The organism is Pseudomonas sp. M1, from assembly GCF_022760135.1.
GTDB classification, from domain to species: domain Bacteria; phylum Pseudomonadota; class Gammaproteobacteria; order Pseudomonadales; family Pseudomonadaceae; genus Pseudomonas; species Pseudomonas citronellolis.
Genome location: NZ_CP094343.1, coordinates 6,289,088 through 6,312,387, shown reverse-complemented (window position 1 = coordinate 6,312,387; position 23,300 = coordinate 6,289,088). Strand labels below are relative to the sequence as shown.

Genomic DNA, 23,300 nt, shown 5'->3' with positions numbered 1-23,300 from the left:
TAGAAACGCGAAATCCAGGTTGTTTTTTAACCAGCTGGACCGATCCGGAGGTTTTCACACAGCCTGTTCCGGCGGGCTTTTTCGTCAGCCGGCATGGCGACGGGCGCGCCGCCGGCCTATGGTCAGGAAGACCATAAAGGCGCGCTGCCGGGCGATCCCCGCGGCGCCGACAAGGAGTGGATGCCATGAGCAACGAACTTCGTCCTGCCGTACTCGACCTGATCGGCAACACGCCGCTGGTGCAGGTCAGCCGCTTCGATACCGGCCCCTGCACGCTGTTCCTCAAGCTGGAATCGCAGAACCCCGGCGGCTCGATCAAGGACCGCATCGGCGTGGCCATGATCGAGACCGCCGAGCGCGACGGCCGCCTGCAGCCCGGCGGGACCATAGTCGAGGCCACCGCCGGCAACACCGGCCTGGGCCTGGCCCTGGTGGGCCGCGCCAAGGGCTACCGGGTGGTGCTGGTGGTGCCGGACAAGATGTCCAGCGAGAAGGTCCTGCACCTCAAGGCCATGGGCGCCGAGGTGCACATCACCCGCTCCGACGTCGGCAAGGGCCACCCGGAGTACTACCAGGACGTGGCCGCGCGCCTGGCCGCGGAAATCCCCGGGGCCTTCTTCGCCGACCAGTTCAACAACCCGGCCAACCCCCTGGCCCACGAGACCAGCACCGCCCCGGAAATCTGGCAGCAGACCGGCCATGACCTGGACGCCATCGTCGTCGGCGTCGGCTCGGCCGGCACCCTCACCGGGCTGACGCGCTTCTTCCGCCAGGTGCAGCCGAACCTGGAAATGGTCCTGGCCGACCCGCTGGGCTCGGTGATGGCCGGCTACGTGCGCGACGGCACCCTCGGCGAGGTCGGTTCCTGGGCGGTGGAAGGCATAGGCGAGGACTTCATCCCCTCCATCGCCGACCTTTCCAGCGTGCGCCACGCCTATTCCATCAGCGACGAGGAGAGCTTCGCCCACGCCCGCGAACTGCTGCGCGCCGAAGGCATTCCCGGCGGTTCCTCCACCGGCACCCTGCTGGCCGCCGCCCTGCGCTACTGCCGCGAGCAGACGCAGCCCAAGCGCGTGCTCAGCTTCGTCTGCGACACCGGCACGCGCTACCTGTCCAAGGTCTACAACGACCAGTGGATGACCGACCAGGGCCTGCTGCAGCGCAAGCGCTACGGCGACCTGCGCGACATCATCGCGCGGCGCTTCGAGGAGGGCCGGGTGATCAGCGTGGGGCCGGACGACACCCTGCTCACCGCCTTCCAGCGCATGCGCCTGGCCGATGTCTCGCAGCTGCCGGTGCTGGCCAACGGCAAGCTGGTCGGGGTCATCGACGAATCCGACATCCTGCTGGGCGTGCACGCCGACGCCAGCCATTTCCGCCAGCCGGTGGCCAGCGCCATGACCACCCGCCTGGAAACCCTGGCCCCGGACGCCAGCCTGGCCGAACTGCAGGCCGAGCTGGACCGCGGCCTGGTCGCCATCATCGCCGACGCCTCGGGCTTCCATGGCCTGATCACCCGTTTCGACTTGCTCAACCACCTCCGGAGAACGCTCCCATGAGCCAGGATTCCAAGGCCCCGCGCGGTTTCGCCACGCGGGTCATCCACGCTGGCCAGGCGCCCGACCCTTCCACCGGCGCGCTGATGCCGCCGATCTATGCCAACTCCACCTACCTGCAGGACAGCCCCGGGGTGCACAAGGGCCTGGACTACGGGCGCTCGCACAACCCCACGCGCTGGGCCCTGGAGCGCTGCGTGGCGGACCTGGAGGGCGGCAGCAAGGCGTTCGCCTTCGCCTCCGGGCTGGCGGCCATCTCGGCGACCCTGGAATTGCTCGATGCCGGCTCGCACATCGTGTCCGGCAACGACATCTACGGTGGCACCTTCCGCCTGTTCGAGCGCGTGCGCCGGCGCAGCGCCGGGCACGAATTCAGCTTCGTCGACCTCACCGACATGAGTGCCATCGAGGCTGCATTGCGCCCGGAAACCCGCATGGTGTGGATCGAGACACCGAGCAACCCTCTGCTGCGCCTGGCCGACCTGGAGGCCATCGCCCGCCTGTGCCGCAGCCGCGGCATCCTCTGTGTGGCCGACAACACCTTCGCCAGCCCGCGAATCCAGCGCCCGCTGGAACTGGGCTTCGACGTGGTGGTGCATTCGACCACCAAGTACCTGAACGGCCACTCCGACGTCATCGGCGGCATCGCCGTGGTCGGCGACAACCCGGAGCTGGCCGAGCGCCTGGGCTTCCTGCAGAACGCCGTGGGCGCCATCGCCGGCCCCTTCGACGCCTTCCTCACCCTGCGTGGGGTGAAGACCCTGGCACTGCGCATGGAGCGGCACTGCGCCAACGCCCTGGAACTGGCCCAGTGGCTGGAACGCCAGCCGCAGGTGGCACGGGTGCACTACCCGGGCCTGCCCTCGCACCCGCAGCACGAGCTGGCCAAGCGGCAGATGAACGGCTTCGGCGGGATGATCTCGATGGACCTGGCCACCGACCTGGCCGGCTCGAAACGCTTCCTGGAGAACGTGCGCATCTTCGCCCTGGCCGAGAGCCTGGGCGGGGTGGAGAGCCTGATCGAGCACCCGGCGATCATGACCCATGCCACCATTCCGCCGGCTACCCGGGCCGAACTGGGGATAGGCGATGCGCTGGTGCGGTTGTCGGTGGGGGTGGAGGATGTCGAGGATCTGCGTGCGGATTTGGCGCAGGCGTTGGCGAGGATCTAGAGGCCGACGCTTTTCGTAGGAGCGAGCTTGCTCGCGAACGGTGCCTCTCGGCGATGCTGTGCATGAGGTCACCTCCGTTCCCTCTCCCCAGCCCTCTCCCTGAAGGGAGAGGGGGCTTGTTCGTGCCGAGAGAAGGCCTGGTTTCTGCCGGCAGTCTCTGTGCTAGCCGGCTGACGCCAGCACATCCAACTCTGCCCAACGGTCCCCTCTCCCTTCAGGGAGAGGGTTAGGGAGAGGGCGCTCTAAAGCCCAGCCCCGAAAGCTCCCGGCAAGCCCCGTTCGCGAGCAAGCTCGCTCCTACAGGAAAAGAAAAAGCCCGCCGGATCAGGCTGTGTGAAAACCTCCGGATCGGTCCAGCTGGTTAAAAAACAACCTGGATTTCGCGTTTCTACGCGGATTCTGGGTTGGCTGAATAGCCAAGCCTTTTCAGATTTCACGTAGGAACGCACTCTTCGAAGAGCCGCTCGGGTTTTCACACAGCCTGGGATGGCGGGCTTCTTCTTCATGCCTGGGCAACTCAGATGGCATGCACGATATGCCCATCCACCAGCGTGCAACGCACCGCGCCCGGCAGGCAGTGGCCGATGAACGGGCTGTTCTGTCCGCGGGAGTACCAGGTCTCGCCGGCCAGGGTCTGACCCTCGGCCTCGAACAGCACCAGGTCTGCCGCCTCGCCCAGCGCTATGCGGCCGGCCGGCAGGCGCAGCGCGGCGGCCGGGCCGATGGTCAGGCGCGCCAGCAGGGTCGGCAGGTCGAGCAGGCCGTCCTGCACCAGGGTCATGGCCAGCGGCAGCAGCAGTTCGACGCTGCTGATGCCCGGCTCGGTGTCGGCGAAGGGGGCGTTCTTGGCGTCCGCCTCGTGGGGCTGGTGGTGGCTGGCGATGGCTTGTATCACGCCGCTCTTCACCGCCTCGCGCAGGGCGTCGCGGTCCTTGCGCGAGCGCAGCGGCGGTTGCACGTGGTAGAGGCTGGAGAAGTCGGCCAGGGCCTCGTCGGTGAGGATCAGCTGGTACAGCGCCACGTCGGCGGTCACCGGCAGGCCGCGGGCCTGGGCCTGGGCGATCATCTCCACGCCGCGGGCGCTGGTCAGCTGGCTGAAGTGCGCGCGCACGCCGCTCTGCTCCACCAGCAGCAGGTTGCGGGCCAGGGCTACGGTCTCGGCGCTCTCGGGGATGCCGGCCAGGCCGCGGAAGCTGGCGGTGGGGCCGTCGTGGGCCAGGCCGCCCTGGGCCAGTTCGGCATCCTGGGAGGTGAAGATCACCGTCAGGTCGAAGGTCGCCGCGTACTCCAGCGAGCGCAGCAGCACGCGGTTACTGGCCAGCGGCGCCAGGCCGTTGCTGAAGGCCACGCAGCCGGCGTCGCGCAGGGCGGCCAGTTCGGACAGCTGCTCGCCGGCCAGGCCGCGGGTCAGCGCGCCTATGGGGAAAACCTTGGCATTGCCGGCCTCGCGGGCGCGGTCGAGGATCAGCTCGGCCACCGCCGGGGTGTCCAGCACCGGCTTGGTCTGCGGCGGGCAGCACAGGCTGGTGACGCCGCCGGCGCTGGCGGCGCGGGTTTCGCTCTCGATGTTGCCCTTGCGGCTGTAGCCCGGCTCACGCAGGGCCACGTTCAGGTCCACCAGGCCGGGCGCGGCGATCAGGCCGGCGGCGTCCAGCTCCTGGGCGGCGTGGAAATCGGCCGGGGCCTGGCCCAGGGCGATGATCCTGCCGGCTTCTATATGGACGTCGCAGACCTGGTCCAGGCCGCTGGCCGGGTCGATGACGCGGGCGCCGTGAATGCTGACGGTCATTGCGCGTCCTCCTGTTCCAGCTGGCGTTGGGCGTTCTGCCCGCTCATGGCCATGGACAGCACGGCCATGCGGATGGCGATCCCGTAGGTCACCTGGTTGAGGATCACCGACTGCTCGCCGTCGGCCACCGCGGATTCGATCTCCACGCCGCGGTTGATCGGCCCCGGGTGCATGACGATGGCATCGGGCTTGGCCAGCTTCAGGCGCTTCTGGGTCAGGCCGTAGAGCTTGAAGAACTCGCCTTCGCTGGGCAGCAGGCCGCCCTGCATGCGCTCGCGCTGCAGGCGCAGCATGATGACCACGTCGACGTCCTTGAGGCCTTCGTTGGCGTCGGTGAACACCCTCACCCCGTAGACCTCCTCCAGGCCGATCGGCAGCAGGGTGCGCGGGGCGATGACGCGGATGTCCGGGCAGCCGAGGGTCTTCAGCGCCAGCATGTTCGAGCGCGCCACCCGTGAGTGCAGGACGTCGCCGACGATGGCCACCGAGAGGTTCTCGAAGCTGCCCTTGTGGCGGCGGATGGTGAGCATGTCGAGCATGCCCTGGGTCGGGTGCCCGTGGCGGCCGTCGCCGCCGTTGATCACCGCCACCCTGGGGCTGACGTGTTCGGCGATGAAGTGCGCCGCGCCCGAGTCGCTGTGGCGCACGACGAACATGTCGGCGGCCATGGCCTCGAGGTTGCGCAGGGTGTCGGTGAGGGTCTCGCCCTTGCTGGTCGAGGAGGTCGACACGTTCAGCGTAATGACGTCGGCGGACAGGCGCTGGGCGGCCAGTTCGAAGGTGGTGCGGGTGCGCGTGGAGTTCTCGAAGAACACGTTGCACACGGTCTTGCCGCGCAGCAGCGGGACCTTCTTCACCGCGCGCGCGCCGACTTCGAGGAAGGAGTCGGCGGTGTCGAGGATTTCGGTCAGCAGCTCGCGGGGCAATCCGTCGAGCGAGAGGAAGTGGCGCAGCTGGCCCTGGTCGTTGAGCTGCAGCGGGCGCTTGGCGTCTGTCGGCATGGGGCAGGCCCTGAAATGTGGAGAGGTGGCGCGCGCGTTCAGAGCGCGCTGATAAGGGTGCGCTCGAGGACGAGTGGTGCGGGACCGCGCAATTTTACCCTTTCATTGGGGGCCAGCGACAGGGTCTGACCGACCACGTCGGGACGGATCGGCAGTTCCCGGGCGTTCAGGTCCAGCAGGCAGACCAGGGTCACGCTGGCCGGGCGGCCGTAGTCGAACAGCTCGTTGAGCGCAGCGCGGATGGTGCGGCCGCTCATCAGCACGTCGTCGACCAGGACCAGGTGCTGGCCGTCGATCTCGAACGGCAGTTCCGACGGACGGACCTGCGGGTGCAGGCCGCTGCGGGTGAAGTCGTCGCGGTAGAAGGAGACGTCGAGGATGCCTAGGATTTCCTCGCTGTGCAGTTCCTTGAGCAGGGCCTGGGCGACCCAGATGCCGCCGGTGTGGATGCCGACGAAGCGCGGCGTGTCTATGCCGCGCTCGGCGAGGTGGTTGCGCAGGTCGGTGGCCATGCGCGGCAGGAGTTCGGCGGGACTGGGCAGGTTCATGACATCTCCTGGATGACTCGTGGCGGTCCAGGCTGGGCCGCCGTGGATTCCTCGGGCGCCCGTGTGCGGCGGGTACCCGCTCAAGATTAGCGCGTGTGCCGCGGCCGGCACTGCCGCAGGTCAAGCGCCGCCGTGGGCCTCCAGCCAGCCCTCGAGCAGCAGGGCCGCGGCCAGGGCATCCACCGGGCGTTCGCGGTAGCCGTCGCGCTGGCCCTGGGCCAGGCGCTCGCCCTTGGCGGCGTAGGTGGTCAGGCGCTCGTCATGGGTGTGCACCGGCAGGTTGTAGCGGCCGTGCAGGCGGCGGGCGAACTTCTCGGCGCGCTCGCTCATCTCGCTGGGCGTGCCGTCCATGTTCAGCGGCAGGCCGACGACGATGGCGTCCGGCTGCCATTCCTTGATCAGCGCCTCGACGCGGTTCCAGTCCGGCACGCCGTTCTGCGCCTTGAGCACGCAGAGTTCGCGGGCCTGGCCGGTGACCGCCTGGCCGACGGCGACGCCGATCTGCTTGGTGCCGTAGTCGAAGCCCAGCAGCAGGCGCGGCGCGCCCATCAGGCGTGCCCGGCCTGGGCGGTGAGCAGGCTGAGGTTGATCCCCAGGCGCTGTGCGGCGGCGGCCAGGCGCTGCTCGGCGGGCACGTCGAAGAGCACCTCCAGGTCCGCCGGGCAGGTCAGCCAGGCGTTGTCGGCCAGCTCGGCCTCCAGTTGGCCGGCTTCCCAGCCGGCGTAGCCGAGGGCGATGACGCTCTGCGCGGGACCGCTGCCGTCGGCGATGGAGAAGAGCACGTCCTGGGAAGTGGAAAGGTTCAGCTCGCCCAGCTCCAGGGTGGCCTGGAACAGTTGCCCGGCCGGGTGCAGGACGAAGCCGCGGTCGGTCTGCACCGGGCCGCCGCTGTAGACGGTGATGCCCTGGCAACGCGCCGGCGGCAGGGGCTCGGGGCGCAGTTGCTCGAGCACGTCGCTGAGGTTCAGGCCGCTGGGGCGGTTGATCACCAGGCCCATGGCGCCCTGCTCGTTGTGCTCGACCAGGTAGGTCAGGGTCTGGGCGAAATTGGGATCGGCCATGTGCGGCATGGCGATCAGGAAATGGTGCTTGAGGTAGGTGGGCGCTGTATTCATGGCGCTAGTTTCAGGCTTGGGTGCGCGGCCTGCAAGCCGCCCGGAGGGGGCTATCGACTCGACAGGCGGTCGCCGCGCTCGAAGCGCCAGGTGCGGATGATTTCCAGGCGGTCGATATCCGCCAGGTCGCCGCTGAACGGGGCGAAGGGCGCGGCCAGGCGGACGATGCGCTGGGCGGCCTGGTCGAGCAGCGGCTGCCCGGAGGACTCCAGTACCTGCACCTCGTACAGCGAGCCGTCGCGGTTGATCGACACCAGCAGCCGCAGGCTGCCGTAGATGCGCTGACGGCGGGCCTCGTCGGGGTAGTTGAGGTTGCCGATGCGCTCGATCTTCTTGCGCCACTCCTCCTTGTACCAGGCGCCCTTGTCGCGCATGGTCGAGGCGGCGGTCAGGCGGTGGATGCGCGGGCGCTTGGCGTAGGCCTGGCGCTCCTTGGCAAGGTCCGCCTCGAGGCTGGAGATTTCCGCCGACAGCTGGCTGGAGTCGAACTGCGGCGCCGGCTGGGCGACCTGCTCGGCCTTGGGCTTCTGCGGCTTGGCCTGGACCTTCTGCGGCTTCGGCGCCTTGGTGGCCACGGCGGTCTTGGGCGATTCCGCCTCCTTGGCCTGCTTCGGCGTCGGTGGCGGGGCCACCTTCTTCGCCTCGCTGTCCTGGAACGGCGCCTGCTCGGTGGTCTTGGGGATGGCCTTGTGCTCGAGGGTGCCGCTGCCTTCCTGGTTCATTTGCGCCAGGTAGTCGGCCTTCTCCGGCTTCTTCTCGCTCTTGAAGGTGGCCAGGGTGATTTCCAGCGTCTTGCTCAGCTGGCTCGGGTGGGGCATGGAGAAGCCCACGCCGAGGATCAGCGCCACATGCAGCACCGCCGCCACGAACAGGGTGAAGCCCAGGCGGTCCGCCGGGCGGACGCCGGAGGACGGGAAGGCTTGGGGGGAGGTTGCAGCGTTCATTGCATATAGGGTTGGCCGGGGTGGGCGAAGTCTGCTTTCCCCGGCCGCCGCCTGCAAGCGGCAAGCGTCAAGTTGTCGGCTGCGTCAAACTTGCGCCACCGCCGCGCGGGCCTTGAGCTTGCCCTCGATGGCGTCCATCAGGCGCTCGCCGATGCGGGTGTCGTAGGCCTTGTCGATCTCGCGGATGCAGGTCGGGCTGGTGACGTTGATTTCGGTGAGGTAGTCGCCGATCACGTCCAGGCCGACGAACAGCAGGCCGCGCTCGCGCAGTTGCGGGCCGACCTGCTGGGCGATCCAGCGGTCGCGCTCGGTCAGCGGCTGGGCCACGCCGCGGCCGCCGGCGGCGAGGTTGCCGCGCGTCTCGCCCTGGGCCGGGATGCGCGCCAGGCAGTATTCCACCGGCTCGCCGTCGATCATCAGGATGCGCTTGTCGCCGTCCTTGATCTCCGGGATGTAGCGCTGCGCCATGATCTGCTGGTGGCCGTGCAGGGTCAGGGTCTCGAGGATCACCGAGAGGTTCGGGTCGCCCTCGCGGTGGCGGAAGATCATGGTGCCGCCCATGCCTTCGAGGGGTTTGAGAATGATGTCACGATGTTCGGCGGCGAACTCGCGCAGAATGTCGGCGCGCCGTGTGACCAGTGTCGGCGGCGTGCACTGCGGGAACAGCGTGGCGAAGAACTTCTCGTTGCAGTCGCGCAGGCTCTGCGGGCGGTTCACCACCAGGGTGCCGGCGCGCTCGGCCTGTTCCAGCAGATAGGTGGAATAGATGTACTCGTTGTTGAAGGGCGGGTCCTTGCGCATCAGGATCACGTCCAGCTCGGCGAGCGGCAGGTCGATCTCCTGGTCCAGCTCGTACCAGCGCTCGGCGTCGTCGAAGACCTTCAGGGGGCGGATCTTGGCCCGTGCGGCGTTCGCTTTCTGGTAAAGATCCTGTTGTTCCATGTAGAACAGCGTCCAGCCACGGGCCTGGGCCGCCAGCAGCATCGCCAGGGAGCTGTCCTTCTTGAAGTTGATGCTCGCGATGGGGTCCATCACGATGCCCAGGCGTACGCTCATGGGGAGTCCTCCGAAAGGGGGTGGTGCGGCGACGAACCGCGCCGAAAAGGGCGGAAAAGGATGCTCAGGGTGGCGCCGGATATGTGCCCGGTCAAGGAAAAAGCCAGCGCATCCGGGGTGTTATGGATGGATGCGGGAGAGTGTGCTAAAAGACTCCGACGATTGGGTCGCAGCCCGAACGGTGGCAGGGCGTCAGCGCACTGAATATAAGACAGTAACGATTCACCGAGATGGTAAAAGGGCGAACATGGAACAGCATTCCGATGGTTTGAAGGTGATGGTCATCGACGATTCCAAGACGATCCGTCGTACCGCCGAAACCCTGCTCAAGAAAGTCGGCTGCGATGTCATCACGGCCATCGATGGCTTCGACGCGCTGGCGAAGATCGCCGACACCCATCCGAACATCATCTTCGTCGACATCATGATGCCTCGGCTCGACGGCTATCAGACCTGCGCCCTGATCAAGAACAACAGCGCCTTCAAATCCACCCCGGTGATCATGCTGTCCTCCAAGGACGGCCTGTTCGACAAGGCCAAGGGTCGTATCGTCGGCTCCGACCAGTACCTCACCAAGCCCTTCAGCAAGGAAGAGCTGCTCGGCGCCATCAAGACCCACGTGCCCGACTTCACCCCGGTGGAGCAAGCTTCCTGATGTCCGGCCCTGCGTGCCGGTGATGCCTTTTCCTGGGGGACCCCATGGCTCGAATCCTCATTGTTGATGACTCTCCGACCGAGATGTACAAGCTGACCGCGATGCTGGAGAAGCACTCGCACCAGGTGCTCAAGGCGGAGAACGGCGCCGACGGCGTCGCCCTGGCCCGGCAGGAGAAGCCGGACGTGGTCCTGATGGACATCGTCATGCCCGGGCTGAACGGCTTCCAGGCCACCCGGCAGCTGTCCAAGGACCCGGAGACCAGCGCCATCCCGGTCATCATCGTCACCACCAAGGACCAGGAGACCGACAAGGTCTGGGGCAAGCGCCAGGGCGCTCGCGACTACCTGACCAAGCCGGTCGACGAAGAAACGCTGCTCAAGACCATCAATGCGGTACTCGCCGGCTGACGCCGGGCGGGGCCCGAATAACTATTAGAAAAGGCCAGGGCCGGCATGTCTGAAGTCCAGAGTCCCTTCCAGCTTCTCGTCGAGATCGACCAGCGCTGCCGTCGCCTGGCTGCCGGCCTGCCGGCGCAGCGCGAGGTCGTGCAGAGCTGGAACGGCATCGGCTTCCGCATGGCCGGCCGCCTGTTCGTGGCGCCCATGGGGGAGGTCGGCGAAGTGCTCCACGAGCCGCGCTACACCCTGTTGCCCGGCGTGCGCGAGTGGGTCCGGGGCGTGGCCAACGTCCGCGGTCGGCTGCTGCCGATCATGGACCTGTGCGGATTTCTCGGCGCGGAGCTGTCGCCGTTGCGCAAGCAGCGCCGCGTGCTGGTGGTGGAACACGGGGAGGTGTTCGCCGGGCTCATCGTCGATGAGGTCCTGGGCATGCAGCACTTCCCGGTGGACGCCTTCAGCGAGCAGTTGCCACCCCTGGAGGCGGCGCTGCAACCCTTTGTTCATGGCGTATTCCATCGAGAGCAGCCCTGGCTGGTATTCAGCCCGCATGCCCTGGCGCAGCACCCGGGCTTCCTCGACGTCGCCAGCTAGTTGAAAACGGTTGGGTCGGGAACTTCCGGCCCGTGTCGTGACATGGAAACCGAAATCGTGGTGGGTCCAGGCGGGGGCCGTATATGAAGAAAATCAAGACAGGCAATCTCTTTGCGGGGACGCGCAGCAGTTCACTGATCGCGGGGCTGTTCATCGTCCTGATCGTCTCGATCGTGCTGTTGTTCGCCAACTTCGCCTACCTCAACACCCAGTCGAACCACGACAAGCAGTACATCGGCCACGCCGGCGAACTGCGCGTGCTGTCGCAGCGGATCGCCAAGAACGCCACGGAAGCCGCGGCGGGCAAGAGCGAGGCGTTCAAGTCGCTGAAGGACGCCCGCAACGACTTCGAGAAGCGCTGGAACGTGCTGCTCAAGGGTGACGAGAGCACCGGCCTGCCGCCGAGCCCGGCCGCCGTGCAGACGCAGATGGCCGACGTGCAGAAGGACTGGGACCTGCTGCGCAAGAACACCGACTCCATCCTCGCCAGCGAACAGACCGTGCTCTCGCTGCACCAGGTGGCCGCGACCCTCGCCGAGACCATCCCGCAGCTGCAGGTGACCTACGAGGAAGTGGTGGACATCCTCCTGGAAAGCGGCGCGCCGGCCGACCAGGTCGCCGTGGCCCAGCGCCAGTCGCTGCTCGCCGAACGTATCCTCGGCTCGGTGAACAAGGTGCTCGCCGGCGACGAGAACTCGGTGCAGGCCGCCGACAGCTTCGGCCGCGACGCCAGCCTGTTCGGCCGGGTGCTCAAGGGCATGAAGGAAGGCAACGCGGCGATGAGCATCTCCAAGGTGACCAACGCCGAGGCGGTGGACCGCCTCAACGAGGTTTCCGAGCTGTTCGAGTTCGTTTCCGGCTCGGTGGACGAGATCCTCGAGACCTCGCCGGAACTGTTCCAGGTCCGCGAATCCGCCAACACCATCTTCAGCAGCTCGCAGACCCTGCTGGACAAGGCCTCCAAGCTGGCCGACGGCTTCGAGAACCTGGCCGGCGGCCGGCACCTGAACCAGGTGGCGAGCGTCGCCCTGGGCATCCTCGCCCTCGGCTCGATCATCCTCATCGGCCTGGTGATGGTGCGCGAGACCAACCGCCGCCTCGCCGAGACCGCCGAGAAGAACGAACGCAACCAGGCGGCGATCCTGCGGCTGCTCGACGAGATCGCCGACCTCGCCGACGGTGACCTGACCGTGGCCGCGACCGTGACCGAGGACTTCACCGGCGCCATCGCGGACTCCATCAACTACTCCATCGACCAGCTCCGCGAGCTGGTGGAAACCATCAACCTCACCGCCGTGCAGGTGGCCGCCGCCGCCCAGGAAACCCAGGCCACGGCGATGCACCTGGCCGAGGCCTCCGAGCACCAGGCCCAGGAAATCGCCGGCGCTTCCGCCGCGATCAACGAAATGGCCGTGTCCATCGACCAGGTATCGGCGAACGCCAGCGAATCCTCCGCGGTGGCGGAACGTTCGGTAGCCATCGCCAACAAGGGCAACGAGGTGGTGCACAACACCATCACCGGCATGGACAACATCCGCGAACAGATCCAGGACACCTCCAAGCGGATCAAGCGCCTGGGTGAATCGTCCCAGGAGATCGGCGACATCGTCAGCCTGATCAACGACATCGCCGACCAGACCAACATCCTCGCCCTGAACGCCGCGATCCAGGCGTCCATGGCCGGTGACGCGGGCCGCGGCTTCGCCGTGGTGGCGGACGAGGTACAGCGCCTGGCGGAACGTTCCTCCGCCGCGACCAAGCAGATCGAGGCGCTGGTGAAGACCATTCAGACCGACACCAACGAAGCGGTGATCTCCATGGAGCAGACCACCTCCGAAGTGGTGCGCGGCGCCCGCCTGGCGCAGGACGCCGGTGTGGCCCTGGAAGAGATCGAGAAGGTATCCAAGACCCTGGCGGCGCTGATCCAGAACATCTCCAACGCCGCCCGTCAGCAGGCGTCGTCCGCCGGCCACATTTCCAACACCATGAACGTGATCCAGGAGATCACCTCGCAGACCTCCGCCGGTACCACCGCCACTGCGCGCAGCATCGGCAACCTGGCGAAGATGGCGAGCGAGATGCGCAACTCGGTATCCGGCTTCAAGCTGCCGGACCTGGCAGAACGGGCCTGAGCGGAGGTGCGCGGGGCTGAAGGGCGCCGCGCACGACAGTCTTGAGCGAGAGGCGCGACATGCAGGCAACTGGCGTCTGGTCGTTGCAGCCGTTGGCCGACATGTCGGCGGCGGAGTTCCGCGACTGGCAGGCTCTGCTGGAAGAACGCACCGGCGTTGTAGTCAACGAACAACGCCGGACCTTCCTGCAGACCAGCCTGGGCGCGCGCATGCGCGAGCTGGGCATCGGCGACTACGCCAGCTACTACCGCCAGGTCACCGACGGCCCGCGGGGCGCGGTGGAGTGGTCGAACCTGCTGGACCGCCTGACCGTCCAGGAAACCCGCTTCTTCCGCCACCTTGCGTCCTTCGAGCTGCTCGCCGGCTACGTCCGCGAGCGCCTGCCGGCGCTGGGGCGGCCGCTGGCGTTGTGGAGCGTGGGCTGTTCCAGCGGCGAGGAGCCGTACTCGCTGGCCATGGTGGTCGCCGAGGCGCTGCGCGAGCTGGAACTGCCGTCGCTGTATGGGGTGAGCGGCACCGACATCAGCCTCAGCGCCCTGGGCAAGGCCCGCGAGGCGCTGTACCCGGCGCGCAAGCTGGCGGATGTCGAGGACGAACTGCGGCAACGCTATTTCCGGGAAGAGGCCGACGGCCGCTACCGGGTGCGACCCGAGCTGGCCGAGCGGGTGTGCTGTACGCGATTGAACGTGCTGGACCTGGGGCAGGCGCCCATGTCCGGCCTGGACGTGATCTTCTGTCAGAACCTGCTGATCTACTTCCGCCGCTGGCGGCGCCGGGACATCCTCAACCGCCTGGCCGAGCGCCTGGCGCCGGGTGGGCTGCTGGTGATAGGCGTTGGCGAGGTTGCCGAATGGCAGCACCCGGACCTGGTGCCGGTGGCCGACGAGCGGGTTCTGGCCTTTACCCGGAAGGGATGACACAGACACATGAGTGGAGTGGCTATGGGTGATCGGCACGATTATGTCGCCCTGGAATGGGTGAAAGGCGAGATCGCCGAGACCCTCAAGCAGGCGCGGCAGGCCCTGGAGGCGTTCGTCGAGAACCCGCAGGACCCCACGCGCATGGGTTTCTGCCTGGCCCACGTCCACCAGGTGCGGGGCACCCTGCAGATGGTGGAGTTCTATGGCGCCGCCCTGCTCGCCGAGGAAATGGAGCAGCTCACCCAGGCGCTGATCGACCAGCGCGTGCCCAGCCAGGGCGAGGCCCTGGAAGTGCTGATGCAGGCCATCCTGCAGCTGCCGGTGTACCTGGACCGCATCCAGAGCGCGCGCCGCGACCTGCCGATGGTGGTGCTGCCGCTGCTCAACGACCTGCGCGCCGCCCGCGGCGAGAAGCTGCTCTCGGAAACCAGCCTGTTCGCCCCCGACCTGTCCGGCGGCAAGCCGCTGCTGCCCCACGACGCCCTGGCGCGCCTGCGCACCTCCGAGCTGCCGACGCTGCTGCGCAAGCTGCGGCAGATGCTGCAGGTGGCGCTGGTCGGGGTGATCCGCAACCAGGACCTGCCGACCAACCTGGGCTACATGGCGCGGGTCTTCGCCCGCCTCGAATCGCTGTGCAAGGAGGCCCCGCTGGGTCGCCTGTGGACCATCGCCTCGGCCATGGTCGAGGGCCTGGCCAACGGCAGCATCGCCAACGGCACCACGGTGCGCAACCTGCTGCGCCAGGTCGACCGCGAGTTCAAGCGCCTGGTCGAGGAGGGCGCAGACGGGATGAACCAGGCGGCGCCCGACGAACTGGTGAAGAACCTGCTGTTCTATGTGGCCAAGGCGTCCGACCAGTCGCCCAAGGTGCGCGAGGTCAAGGACGAGTACCGTCTCGACGAGGCGCTGCCCGGCGCCGCCGTGGTGGACGAGGAGCGCGCCCGCCTGGCCGGCCCGGACCGCGACGCCATGCGCTCGGTGGTCGGCGCCCTGTGCGAGGAACTGGTGCGGGTCAAGGACAGCCTCGACCTCTTCGTGCGCAGCGACCGCTCCTCGGTGGCGGACCTCCAGGCCCTGGTGACGCCGCTCAAGCAGATCGCCGACACCCTGGCGGTGCTCGGCTTCGGCCAGCCGCGCCGGGTGATCCTCGACCAGCTCGAAGTGGTCGGCGCCCTGGCCGACCGGCGCCGCGAGCCCAGCGACGCCACCCTGATGGACGTCGCCGGCGCGCTGCTCTACGTCGAGGCCACCCTGGCCGGCATGGCCGGGCCCAGCGAGGATCACGGCGACGAGGAGAGCCGCCTGCCGACCACCGACGTGGCGCAGATCCACCAGGTGGTGATCAAGGAGGCGCGCAACGGCCTGGAGCTGGCCAAGGACGCCATCATCGAGTTCATCGCCTCGCAGTGGAACCACGAGCACCTGGCGCGGGTGCCGGAACTGCTGACCCAGGTCCGCGGTGGCCTGGAAATGATCGACCAGGGGCGCGCGGCCCGACTGCTGGAGGCCTGCAACCGCTACATCCAGGAACAGCTGCTGGCGCGCCAGGCGGTGCCGGACTGGCACAGCCTGGACACCCTGGCCGACGCCATCACCGGCGTCGAGTACTACCTCGAACGCCTCTCCGAGGACCAGGGCAGCTCCGGCGAGCTGATCCTCGACGTCGCCGAGGAGAGCCTGGAGCAGTTGGGCTATCCGCTCAAGCCGCGGCCTTCCATCCTCGACATGCCGACGCCCGACGCCCCGGCGGACGAGGCGCTGGCGGAAATCGACCTGCTGGCGAGCAGCGCCGCCGCCGACGTGCTGGCGGAACAGGGCGTCGTCGACGAGCTGCAGGCGCCGGACGACATAGTGCCCGAGGCCGCCCAGGCCTTCGCCGCCGAGCCCGGCTGGGAATCGGCCAATGCCGGCGATCTCGCCCAGCCCGGCGACGAACTGGCGTGGGACCTGCCGGCCACCGAGGAAGCGGCGCCGATCCGCGAGGACGTCGAGGCGTCGTTGCTGGTCTCCGACGACAACTGGACCCTCGCCGAGCCCGAGACGCCGGCGCTCGACGATGCCGGCGTCGACTTCAGCCTGGACGCGCCGCTGGAATCGCCCGCCGAGCCGGTGGAGCCGAGCTGGTCGCTGGACGAGAGCCTGTCCCTGGACAGCCTGGAGCCGCTGCCCGGTTCCGAAGTGGCGCCCGCAGCCCCGGGCCTGGCGGCCGCAGGCGATTCCTGGACCCTCGACGACCTGCCGGCCCTGGATGCCGCCGCGAGCCCCGCAGCCGCGGAAGGCGAAATCCAGTGGACGCTGGACGAAGAAACCCCCTCCACCTCTGACACCTCGTGGAGCCTGGACGACCTGCCGGCACTGGATGCCGGTGCCGAGCCGCAAACCAACCCGTCGGCGCCGGCCAGCGAACTCGAATGGGACCTGGCGTTCGACGCGCCGCAACCCGGCGATAGCGCACCGGGCCTGGGCGAGTGGAGCCTGGAACCCCTCGCCGACGAGCCGCCGGCGAGCGACGAACTGCCCGCGCTGGAGCTGGATGCCCCGTTCGATGCGCCTGGGTCATCTCTGGAAGAACTGCCCGAGCTAGCGGCCCCGGACCTTGACGAGGCCCCGGCCAGCGAGCAGCCCAGCGCCGCGGACCAGGCCTGGGAAGACCTGGACATGGCCGCGCTGGACCTGCCCGAGGTCGAGCTGCCATCACCGCCGATCGAGCCCGAGGCCGAGCCGGAGGAGGCGAAGCCGCTGTCCCTGGCCGAGGTGATGGCCACCCCGGCCCAGGCGATCAACCCGCCGGCCCGCGAGGTGCCGCCCAGCCTGCTGCCGCCGCCGGCCGACGAGGAACCGGTGGACGAGGAGCTGCGCGAGGTCTTCATCGAAGAGGCCGGCGAGGTCCTGGAAACCATCAACGAATACCTGCCGCGCTGGCAGGCCGACGTCGACGATCGCGAAGCGCTGACCGAGATCCGCCGCGCCTTCCACACCCTCAAGGGCAGCGGGCGCATGGTCCGGGCGCTGGTGGTCGGCGAACTGGCCTGGTCCATCGAGAACCTGCTCAACCGCGTACTCGACCGCAGCATCGCGGCCAGCGCGCCGGTGCTGCAGGTAGTCGGCGACGTGGTGGCGCTGATGCCGTCGCTGGTGGACGAGTTCGCCGCCAGCGCGCAGCGTCAGCGCGACGATGTCGACCAGCTCGCCGCCACCGCCCACGCCCTGGCCAAGGGCGAACCGGTGCCGCCGCCGGAAGGCGGGGAAACACCAGCGGTCGAAGAAGTGGCGCTGGAGCCGGCGGTCGAAGCCGCGGTCCTGGACGAAGGCCTCGACCCGCAATTGCTGGAAATCTTCCGCAACGAGGCCGAAGCCCACCTGGAAACCCTCGGCGGCTTCCTCGCCGACTGCGACCGCGAGCTGCCCCAGCCGGTCACCGACGACCTGCAGCGTGCCCTGCACACCCTCAAGGGCAGCGCGCACATGGCCGGCATCCTGCCGATCGCGGAAATCGCCACGCCGCTGGAGCGGCTGGTGAAGGAGTTCAAGACCAATCTGCTGCAGGTCGACCTGCGCGAGGCCGAGCTGTTGCGCGAGGCCGAGCGCCTGCTCAGGGTGGGTCTGCAACAACTGGACGCCGGCCGTCCGCTGGCGCACATCGACGGCGGCGACGAGTTGCTGCAGCGCATCGCCCAGGTCCAGCAGGAGCGCCTGGAGGCCGCGGAGGCCAAGCGCCGCGGCGAAAGCGGCGAGAGTGGCGGCGATCCGCAGATGCTCAGCCTGTTCCTCGCCGAGGGCATGAACATCCTGCTGGACGCCGAGGACCTGCTCGGCCGCTGGCGCGAACACCCCCACGAAGGCCAGGAGCTGGGCGCCCTGCACGAGGAGCTGGCGACACTGGCCAAGGGCGCGCAGCAGGCCGAGCTGCCGCAGATGGCCGAACTCTGCGAGGCGCTGCTGGCCGTCTACGGCGCGGTGCAACAGGGCCGGCTGGCGGTGAGCGACGACTTCTTCGGCGCCGCCGAAGACGCCCACGAGGCGCTGATCGGCATGATGGACCAGGTGGCCGCGGCGTTGCAGGTCAGCGCCTGCCCGCAACAGGTCGAGGCCCTGCAGCGCCTGCTCCAGGCGCCTGCGGTGGAGGCCGACGAGGCACCCGTGTCGGTGCAGGCGGAGGCCGACGGCGAGAGCGATCTCATCGACCTCGACCAGCTCACCGCCGACGATTTCCCGCTGGAGGACGAAGAGCTGCTGCTCGACCGCCCCACCGCGCCGGAAGACCTGCCCGAGGACCTGCAATGGTCGGCGGCGCCTCCGCCCGCAGAGGCGCAGGAGCCCACGCCGGTCGAGCCGGAAGACGTTCGCGCGGCCAACCCCGTGCAGACGCTGGACGAGGAAATGGTGGCGATCTTCCTCGAAGAGGCCGTGGACATCCTCGACAGCGCCGGCCAGGCCCTGGCGCAGTGGAGCCAGGCCCCGGAGACGCCGGCGCCGCTGTCCACCCTGCAGCGCGACCTGCACACCCTCAAGGGTGGCGCGCGCATGGCCGAGATCCGCGAGATCGGCGACCTGTCCCATGAACTGGAATCGCTCTACGAAGGCCTGCTCGACCAGCGCTTCCAGGCCGGCCCCGGCCTGGCCGGGCTGCTCCAGGCCTGTCACGACTGCCTGGCGCAGCAGCTCGACCAGCTGCAGGCCGGGCAGCCGCTGACCGACCCGGACGCGCTGATCCAGCGCATCCGCGCCTTCCGCCAGAACCCCGAGACGGCCTTGACCGCCGCGCCGGCCGAGCCGCAGCCCGAAGCCGAAGCCGAAGCCGAGCCGCTGGCGGACGAGCCGCCGCTGCCGATCGTCGACGAGAGCGAATCCGAGCCCGAGCCCGAGCCCGAGCAGGAGCCGGAGACCGAAGGCACGGCGCCCGAGGCGGTCGACCCGGTGCTGGAGGAAATCGACCTCGCCACCTTCCTCCATGAGGCGGAAAGCGATCCCAGCGCCCAGGCCCTGGAGCAGTCCGACGACGTCGAGCCCGCGGCGGAACCGGCGTTCGAACCGCTGGAAGTGCACGACCAGGAATTGGTGGACATCTTCCTCGAAGAAGGCTTCGACATCCTGGAAAGCGCGGCCGGCGCGTTGCAGCGCTGGATGGGCAACGTCGACAACGGCGTCGAGCTCGAAGCCCTGCAGCGTGACCTGCATACCCTCAAGGGCGGCGCGCGCATGGCCGAGATCCGCCCCATCGGCGACCTCGCCCACGAACTGGAATACCTCTACGAAGGCCTCTGCGGCGGGCGCCTGCGCGCCAGCGACGGGCTCTTCGCCCTGCTCCAGCGCTGCCACGACCGCCTGGCGGAAATGCTCGAGGCGGTGCAGGGCCGGCGGCCGGTTCCCGAGGGCGAGTCGCTGATCGCGGCGATCCGCGACTTCCGCGCCAACCCCGACGAACAGCTGAGCATGCCCAGCAGCGTCAGCCTGCAGCCGCTGGTGCCGTCGCTGCTGGCCGGCGATGAGCCGGCGGCGGACATCATCGACATCTTCCTGGAAGAGGCCGACGACCTGCTCGAAGGCATGGAGCACGCCCTGGGCCGCTGGGACGCCGATGGCGACCACGGCGCCCTCGACGAGCTGCTGCGCATCCTCCACACCCTCAAGGGCGGTGCGCGGCTGGCCGGGCAGAACGCCCTCGGCGACCTCGCCCACGACCTCGAGGAGCACCTCACCGAAGCCCAGCGCCAGGGCGCGCCCTGGCCGGACAGCCTGCTGCTCGACGTGCAGTCGGGCTTCGACGGCCTGCAGAACGAAGTGGACCACCTGCGCCAGCAGGTCGGCGAGGCCGATGCCGCCGCGGAAAGCGCCGAGGCCGTCACGCCGCCGCCCGCCAGCGAGCCGGAGCCGGTCGAGCCGCCGCTGCCGGTCCTGGCCGCCGGCGCCATCATGGCCGTCGCCGAGCCGCCGCGCAGCGAGGCGCCCAAGGTCCTGCCCTTCGTCCAGCGCGCCCAGGAGGCCGCGCAGCAGGCCGCCGCGCGGCGCGCCCCGCAGGAGCTGGTGAAGGTCCCGGCGCCGCTGCTGGAGAACCTGGTCAACCTGGCCGGCGAAACCTCCATCTTCCGGGGCCGCGTCGAGCAACAGGTGAGCGACGTCGGCTCCACCCTCACGGAGATGGACGCCACCATCGAGCGGGTGCGCGACCAGTTGCGCCGCCTCGACACCGAGACCCAGGCGCAGATCCTCTCGCGCCACCAGGCCGACGCCGAGCGCGCCGGCTACGAGGACTTCGACCCGCTGGAGATGGACCGCTACTCGCAGCTGCAGCAGCTGTCCCGCGCGCTGTTCGAGTCCGCCTCCGACCTGTTCGACCTCAAGGAAACCCTGGCCGCGAAGAACCGCGACGCCGAGACCCTGCTGCTGCAGCAGGCGCGGGTCAACACCGAGCTGCAGGAAGGCCTGATGCGTACCCGCATGGTGCCCTTCGACCGCCTCGTGCCGCGCCTGCGGCGCATCGTCCGGCAGGTCGCCGGCGAGCTGGGCAAGCAGGTGGAGTTCATCGTCGGCAACGCCGAAGGGGAAATGGACCGCACCGTGCTGGAGCGCATAGTCGCCCCCCTGGAGCACATGCTGCGCAACGCCGTCGACCACGGCATCGAATCCGCCGACGCGCGCCGCGCCGCCGGCAAGCCGGAGGCCGGCAGCATCCGCCTGGAGCTGGGCCGCGAGGGGGGCGACATCCTCCTCAGCCTGGCCGACGACGGCGGCGGCATCCGCCTCGACGCGGTGCGCCGCAAGGCCGTCGAACGCGGCCTGATGGCGGCCGATGCCGAGCTTTCCGACCACGAGGTGCTGCAGTTCATCCTCGAAGCCGGCTTCAGCACCGCCGAGAAGCTCACGCAGATTTCCGGGCGCGGCGTCGGCCTGGACGTGGTCAACGCCGAGGTCAAGCAGCTCGGCGGCTCCATGAGCATCCACTCGGAGACGGGGCAGGGCACCCGCTTCGCCATCCGCCTGCCCTTCACCGTATCGGTGAACCGCGCGCTCATGGTGCTTTCCGGCGAGGACCTGTACGCCGTGCCGCTGAACACCATCGAGGGCATCGTGCGCGTCTCGCCCTACGAGCTGGAGGCCCTCTACGAGGAGGGCGGCAGGCAGGGCCATGCGCCGCACTTCGAATATGCCGGGCAGGACTACGAGCTGAAATACCTGGGCGATCTGCTGAACAACGGCCAGCAGCCCAAGCTGGTGGGCCAGTCGCTGCCGTTGCCGGTGATCCTGGTGCGCTCCGCGGAACACGCGGTGGCGGTGCAGGTGGACGCCCTGGCCGGCTCCCGCGAGATCGTGGTGAAGAGCCTGGGCGCGCAGTTCGCCGGGGTTAGCGGCATCTCCGGGGCGACCATCCTCGGCGACGGCCGCGTGGTGGTGATCCTCGACCTGCTGGCGACCATCCGCGCCCGCCTGGCCAGCCTCGCCCTGCATGCCCAGCCGCGCCGCGCGCTGCCCAATGCGCCGCAGGCGGACAGCGAGCAGCAGCGCCCGACCCTGGTCATGGTGGTGGACGACTCGGTCACCGTGCGCAAGGTCACCAGCCGCCTGCTGGAACGCAACGGCATGAACGTGCTGACCGCCAAGGACGGGGTGGACGCCATCGCCCAGCTGCAGGAACACAAGCCCGACATCATGCTGCTGGACATCGAGATGCCGCGCATGGACGGCTTCGAGGTGGCCACCCTGGTGCGCCACGACGAGCGCCTGAAGGACCTGCCGATCATCATGATCACCTCGCGCACCGGCGAGAAGCACCGCGAGCGGGCCCTGGCCATCGGCGTCAACCGCTACCTGGGCAAGCCCTACCAGGAGTCCGAGCTGCTCGACAGCATCCAGGCGCTGGTGACCGTCCATGCCTGAGCAGAGCGGCGCAAGGATCGCGATCATCGCCGACACCTCGCTGCAGCGCCACGTGCTGCAGCAGGCGCTGGCCGGGCATGGCTACCAGGTGGTGCTCAACGCCGACCCCGGGCGCCTGGACGAGGCCCAGTTGGCCGCCTGCGAGACCGACCTGTGGCTGGTCGACCTGGCCCAGCAGGAGGACACGCCGCTGCTCGACAACCTGCTGGAGCAGGCCCAGGTGCCGGTGCTGTTCGGCGAGGGCCATGCCCCCGAGCGGCTTTCCGAGCACTATCCGCGCTGGGAACGGCGCCTGGTGGGCAAGCTGCGGCGCCTGGTGGGCGACCCCAGCGCCAATGTCGGCCAGAGCCTGGAGGCGCTGCTGAGCGAGGCCCAGCGGCCCAACCGCATCGCCTTGCCCGACGACCTGGCGGCCTCGCCGCTGCAGGTGGGCGAGCCGGCGCGCCAGGTCTGGCTGCTGGCCGCATCCCTGGGCGGCCCGGCGGCGGTCAAGGCGTTCCTCGATGCGCTGCCGGGCGGCCTGCCGCTGGCCTTCCTCTATGCCCAGCACATCGCCCCGTCGTTCGAGCAGAGCCTGCCGCAGGCGGTGGGGCGGCATAGCCAGTGGCGCGTCAACCTCGCCCGCGACGCCGACTGGCTGCGCTGCGGCGAAGTGGTGGTGGTGCCGGTGCAGCACGAGCTGGGCTTCGCCGAGGATGGCCGCATGCGCCTGGGCCAGCGGGCCTGGCCGGAGCCCTACAGCCCGTCCATCGATCAGATGATGCTCAACCTCGCCCAGCAGTTCGGCAGCCGCTGCGGGGTGATAGTCTTCAGCGGCATGTGCAGCGACGGCAGCGCCGCGGCCGCCTACGTGCGCCGCCAGGGCGCCGAGATCTGGACGCAGCGCGCGGACGGCTGCGCCTGCTCGAGCATGCCCGACAGCCTGCGCGAGGGCGGCTACAGTACCTTCTCGGCCGATCCGCGCGAGCTCGCCGCGGCGCTGGTCGAACACCTGGCCGCGCAGTGTGCGGCCACTGGAGTGGAGTCATGAGTGATCTTTCCCTGCCGCAGGAAGCCCCTGTGAACGGCACCCCTGCCAACCTCGGCGCCGACGAGGCGCCCGCCAGCCTGACCGGGCTGCTGGTGCCCCTGGCCGACCGCACCCTGCTGCTGCCCAACGTGGCCGTGGCCGAACTGATCGCCTACCGCGCGCCCCAGGCGCAGCCGGGCCTGCCGGCCTGGTACCTGGGCCAGGTGGCCTGGCGCGACCTGCGCCTGCCGCTGCTGTCCTTCGAGGCGGCTTCCGGCGGCGCGGCCCAGGTCGGCCCAGGGGCGCGGGTCATCATCCTCAACGCCCTGGGCGGACGGCCCCACGTGAAGTTCCTGGCGCTGCTGGCCCAGGGCATCCCGCGTTCGCTCAAGGTCGGTCCCGAGCTGCCTCGCGCCGAGGCCGAGCTGGCGCCGCTGGAACTGGCGGCGGTGAGCGTCGGCGACGACCTGGTGCGCATCCCCGACCTGGTGGCGCTGGAGCAGAAGCTCGCCGACGCCGGGCTGATCTGAGCCCTC

At 69.1% G+C, this 23,300-nt stretch carries 17 protein-coding genes; 10 read left to right on the top strand and 7 right to left on the bottom strand.

All coding sequences use genetic code 11. From position 1 onward, the window contains the following. Positions 1 to 185 precede the first annotated feature (185 nt). Both PM1_RS28055 and PM1_RS28050 read left to right on the top strand, forming a co-directional pair. Positions 186 to 1,559 carry a pyridoxal-phosphate dependent enzyme gene (locus tag PM1_RS28055; protein ID WP_009615240.1) on the top strand — a complete coding sequence of 458 codons (1,374 nt, stop codon included), beginning with the start codon at positions 186 to 188 and terminating at the stop codon, positions 1,557 to 1,559. Further along, positions 1,556 to 2,728, top strand: a complete 1,173-nt coding sequence (locus tag PM1_RS28050) for a cystathionine gamma-synthase (RefSeq protein ID WP_009615241.1) — start codon at positions 1,556 to 1,558, stop codon at positions 2,726 to 2,728. The genes PM1_RS28055 and PM1_RS28050 overlap by 4 nt, the downstream gene beginning before the upstream one ends. 517 nt (positions 2,729 to 3,245) lie before the next feature. Here PM1_RS28050 and PM1_RS28045 read toward each other — a convergent pair. The 7 genes from PM1_RS28045 to gshB all read right to left on the bottom strand — a co-directional run bounded on the left by PM1_RS28045 (position 3,246) and on the right by gshB (position 9,181). Beyond that, a complete protein-coding gene (locus tag PM1_RS28045) occupies positions 3,246 to 4,517 on the bottom strand; it encodes a dihydroorotase (protein ID WP_009615242.1) in 1,272 nt (423 codons plus the stop codon). Next, positions 4,514 to 5,518 carry an aspartate carbamoyltransferase catalytic subunit gene (locus PM1_RS28040; protein ID WP_009615243.1) on the bottom strand — a complete coding sequence of 335 codons (1,005 nt, stop codon included), beginning with the start codon at positions 5,516 to 5,518 and terminating at the stop codon, positions 4,514 to 4,516. Before PM1_RS28040 ends, PM1_RS28045 begins: the two co-directional genes overlap by 4 nt. Before the next feature lie 38 nt (positions 5,519 to 5,556). Next, positions 5,557 to 6,066, bottom strand: coding sequence for a bifunctional pyr operon transcriptional regulator/uracil phosphoribosyltransferase PyrR (gene pyrR, locus PM1_RS28035; RefSeq protein ID WP_009615244.1), 510 nt, complete (start codon positions 6,064 to 6,066; stop codon positions 5,557 to 5,559). Between the two features lie 120 nt (positions 6,067 to 6,186). Continuing rightward, positions 6,187 to 6,615, bottom strand: coding sequence for a Holliday junction resolvase RuvX (gene ruvX / locus PM1_RS28030; RefSeq protein WP_009615245.1), 429 nt, complete (start codon positions 6,613 to 6,615; stop codon positions 6,187 to 6,189). Then, on the bottom strand, positions 6,615 to 7,181 hold the full coding sequence (locus PM1_RS28025; RefSeq protein ID WP_009615246.1) for a YqgE/AlgH family protein: 567 nt from the start codon (positions 7,179 to 7,181) through the stop codon (positions 6,615 to 6,617). Before PM1_RS28025 ends, ruvX begins: the two co-directional genes overlap by 1 nt. Before the next feature lie 50 nt (positions 7,182 to 7,231). Next, positions 7,232 to 8,125: an energy transducer TonB gene (locus tag PM1_RS28020; protein ID WP_009615247.1), complete on the bottom strand. Its 894-nt coding sequence runs from the start codon at positions 8,123 to 8,125 to the stop codon at positions 7,232 to 7,234. Between the two features lie 84 nt (positions 8,126 to 8,209). Next, a complete protein-coding gene (gene gshB, locus PM1_RS28015; RefSeq protein ID WP_009615248.1) occupies positions 8,210 to 9,181 on the bottom strand; it encodes a glutathione synthase in 972 nt (323 codons plus the stop codon). A gap of 247 nt (positions 9,182 to 9,428) precedes the next feature. Between gshB and pilG the strand changes: the two genes are divergently transcribed. The 8 genes from pilG to PM1_RS27975 all read left to right on the top strand — a co-directional run bounded on the left by pilG (position 9,429) and on the right by PM1_RS27975 (position 23,294). Then, positions 9,429 to 9,836 carry a twitching motility response regulator PilG gene (gene pilG, locus PM1_RS28010; RefSeq protein ID WP_009615249.1) on the top strand — a complete coding sequence of 136 codons (408 nt, stop codon included), beginning with the start codon at positions 9,429 to 9,431 and terminating at the stop codon, positions 9,834 to 9,836. 44 nt (positions 9,837 to 9,880) lie between these two features. Beyond that, positions 9,881 to 10,246, top strand: coding sequence for a twitching motility response regulator PilH (pilH, locus tag PM1_RS28005; RefSeq protein ID WP_009615257.1), 366 nt, complete (start codon positions 9,881 to 9,883; stop codon positions 10,244 to 10,246). 45 nt (positions 10,247 to 10,291) lie between these two features. Continuing rightward, complete coding sequence (locus tag PM1_RS28000) at positions 10,292 to 10,828, top strand: chemotaxis protein CheW (protein WP_009615258.1); 537 nt, start codon at positions 10,292 to 10,294, stop codon at positions 10,826 to 10,828. An 83-nt stretch (positions 10,829 to 10,911) separates the two neighbouring features. Next, complete coding sequence (locus PM1_RS27995; RefSeq protein ID WP_009615259.1) at positions 10,912 to 12,960, top strand: methyl-accepting chemotaxis protein; 2,049 nt, start codon at positions 10,912 to 10,914, stop codon at positions 12,958 to 12,960. Positions 12,961 to 13,019: 59 nt separating this feature from the next. Further along, complete coding sequence (locus PM1_RS27990) at positions 13,020 to 13,877, top strand: protein-glutamate O-methyltransferase (protein WP_009615260.1); 858 nt, start codon at positions 13,020 to 13,022, stop codon at positions 13,875 to 13,877. A 24-nt stretch (positions 13,878 to 13,901) separates the two neighbouring features. After that, positions 13,902 to 21,755 (top strand): Hpt domain-containing protein, encoded by a 7,854-nt coding sequence (locus PM1_RS27985; protein WP_009615261.1) that lies wholly within the window; start codon positions 13,902 to 13,904, stop codon positions 21,753 to 21,755. Continuing rightward, complete coding sequence (locus tag PM1_RS27980) at positions 21,748 to 22,785, top strand: chemotaxis protein CheB (RefSeq protein ID WP_009615262.1); 1,038 nt, start codon at positions 21,748 to 21,750, stop codon at positions 22,783 to 22,785. The genes PM1_RS27985 and PM1_RS27980 overlap by 8 nt, the downstream gene beginning before the upstream one ends. After that, positions 22,782 to 23,294, top strand: coding sequence for a chemotaxis protein CheW (locus PM1_RS27975; RefSeq protein WP_009615263.1), 513 nt, complete (start codon positions 22,782 to 22,784; stop codon positions 23,292 to 23,294). Before PM1_RS27980 ends, PM1_RS27975 begins: the two co-directional genes overlap by 4 nt. Positions 23,295 to 23,300 lie beyond the last annotated feature (6 nt).

Coding starts and splice junctions, on each gene's coding strand:
- PM1_RS28055 (WP_009615240.1), top strand. CDS start 186: ATGAGCAACGAACTTCGTCCTGCCGTACTCGACCTGATCGGCAACACG.
- PM1_RS28050 (WP_009615241.1), top strand. CDS start 1,556: ATGAGCCAGGATTCCAAGGCCCCGCGCGGTTTCGCCACGCGGGTCATC.
- PM1_RS28045 (WP_009615242.1), bottom strand. CDS start 4,517: ATGACCGTCAGCATTCACGGCGCCCGCGTCATCGACCCGGCCAGCGGC.
- PM1_RS28040 (WP_009615243.1), bottom strand. CDS start 5,518: ATGCCGACAGACGCCAAGCGCCCGCTGCAGCTCAACGACCAGGGCCAG.
- pyrR (WP_009615244.1), bottom strand. CDS start 6,066: ATGAACCTGCCCAGTCCCGCCGAACTCCTGCCGCGCATGGCCACCGAC.
- ruvX (WP_009615245.1), bottom strand. CDS start 6,615: ATGGGCGCGCCGCGCCTGCTGCTGGGCTTCGACTACGGCACCAAGCAG.
- PM1_RS28025 (WP_009615246.1), bottom strand. CDS start 7,181: ATGAATACAGCGCCCACCTACCTCAAGCACCATTTCCTGATCGCCATG.
- PM1_RS28020 (WP_009615247.1), bottom strand. CDS start 8,125: ATGAACGCTGCAACCTCCCCCCAAGCCTTCCCGTCCTCCGGCGTCCGC.
- gshB (WP_009615248.1), bottom strand. CDS start 9,181: ATGAGCGTACGCCTGGGCATCGTGATGGACCCCATCGCGAGCATCAAC.
- pilG (WP_009615249.1), top strand. CDS start 9,429: ATGGAACAGCATTCCGATGGTTTGAAGGTGATGGTCATCGACGATTCC.
- pilH (WP_009615257.1), top strand. CDS start 9,881: ATGGCTCGAATCCTCATTGTTGATGACTCTCCGACCGAGATGTACAAG.
- PM1_RS28000 (WP_009615258.1), top strand. CDS start 10,292: ATGTCTGAAGTCCAGAGTCCCTTCCAGCTTCTCGTCGAGATCGACCAG.
- PM1_RS27995 (WP_009615259.1), top strand. CDS start 10,912: ATGAAGAAAATCAAGACAGGCAATCTCTTTGCGGGGACGCGCAGCAGT.
- PM1_RS27990 (WP_009615260.1), top strand. CDS start 13,020: ATGCAGGCAACTGGCGTCTGGTCGTTGCAGCCGTTGGCCGACATGTCG.
- PM1_RS27985 (WP_009615261.1), top strand. CDS start 13,902: ATGGGTGATCGGCACGATTATGTCGCCCTGGAATGGGTGAAAGGCGAG.
- PM1_RS27980 (WP_009615262.1), top strand. CDS start 21,748: ATGCCTGAGCAGAGCGGCGCAAGGATCGCGATCATCGCCGACACCTCG.
- PM1_RS27975 (WP_009615263.1), top strand. CDS start 22,782: ATGAGTGATCTTTCCCTGCCGCAGGAAGCCCCTGTGAACGGCACCCCT.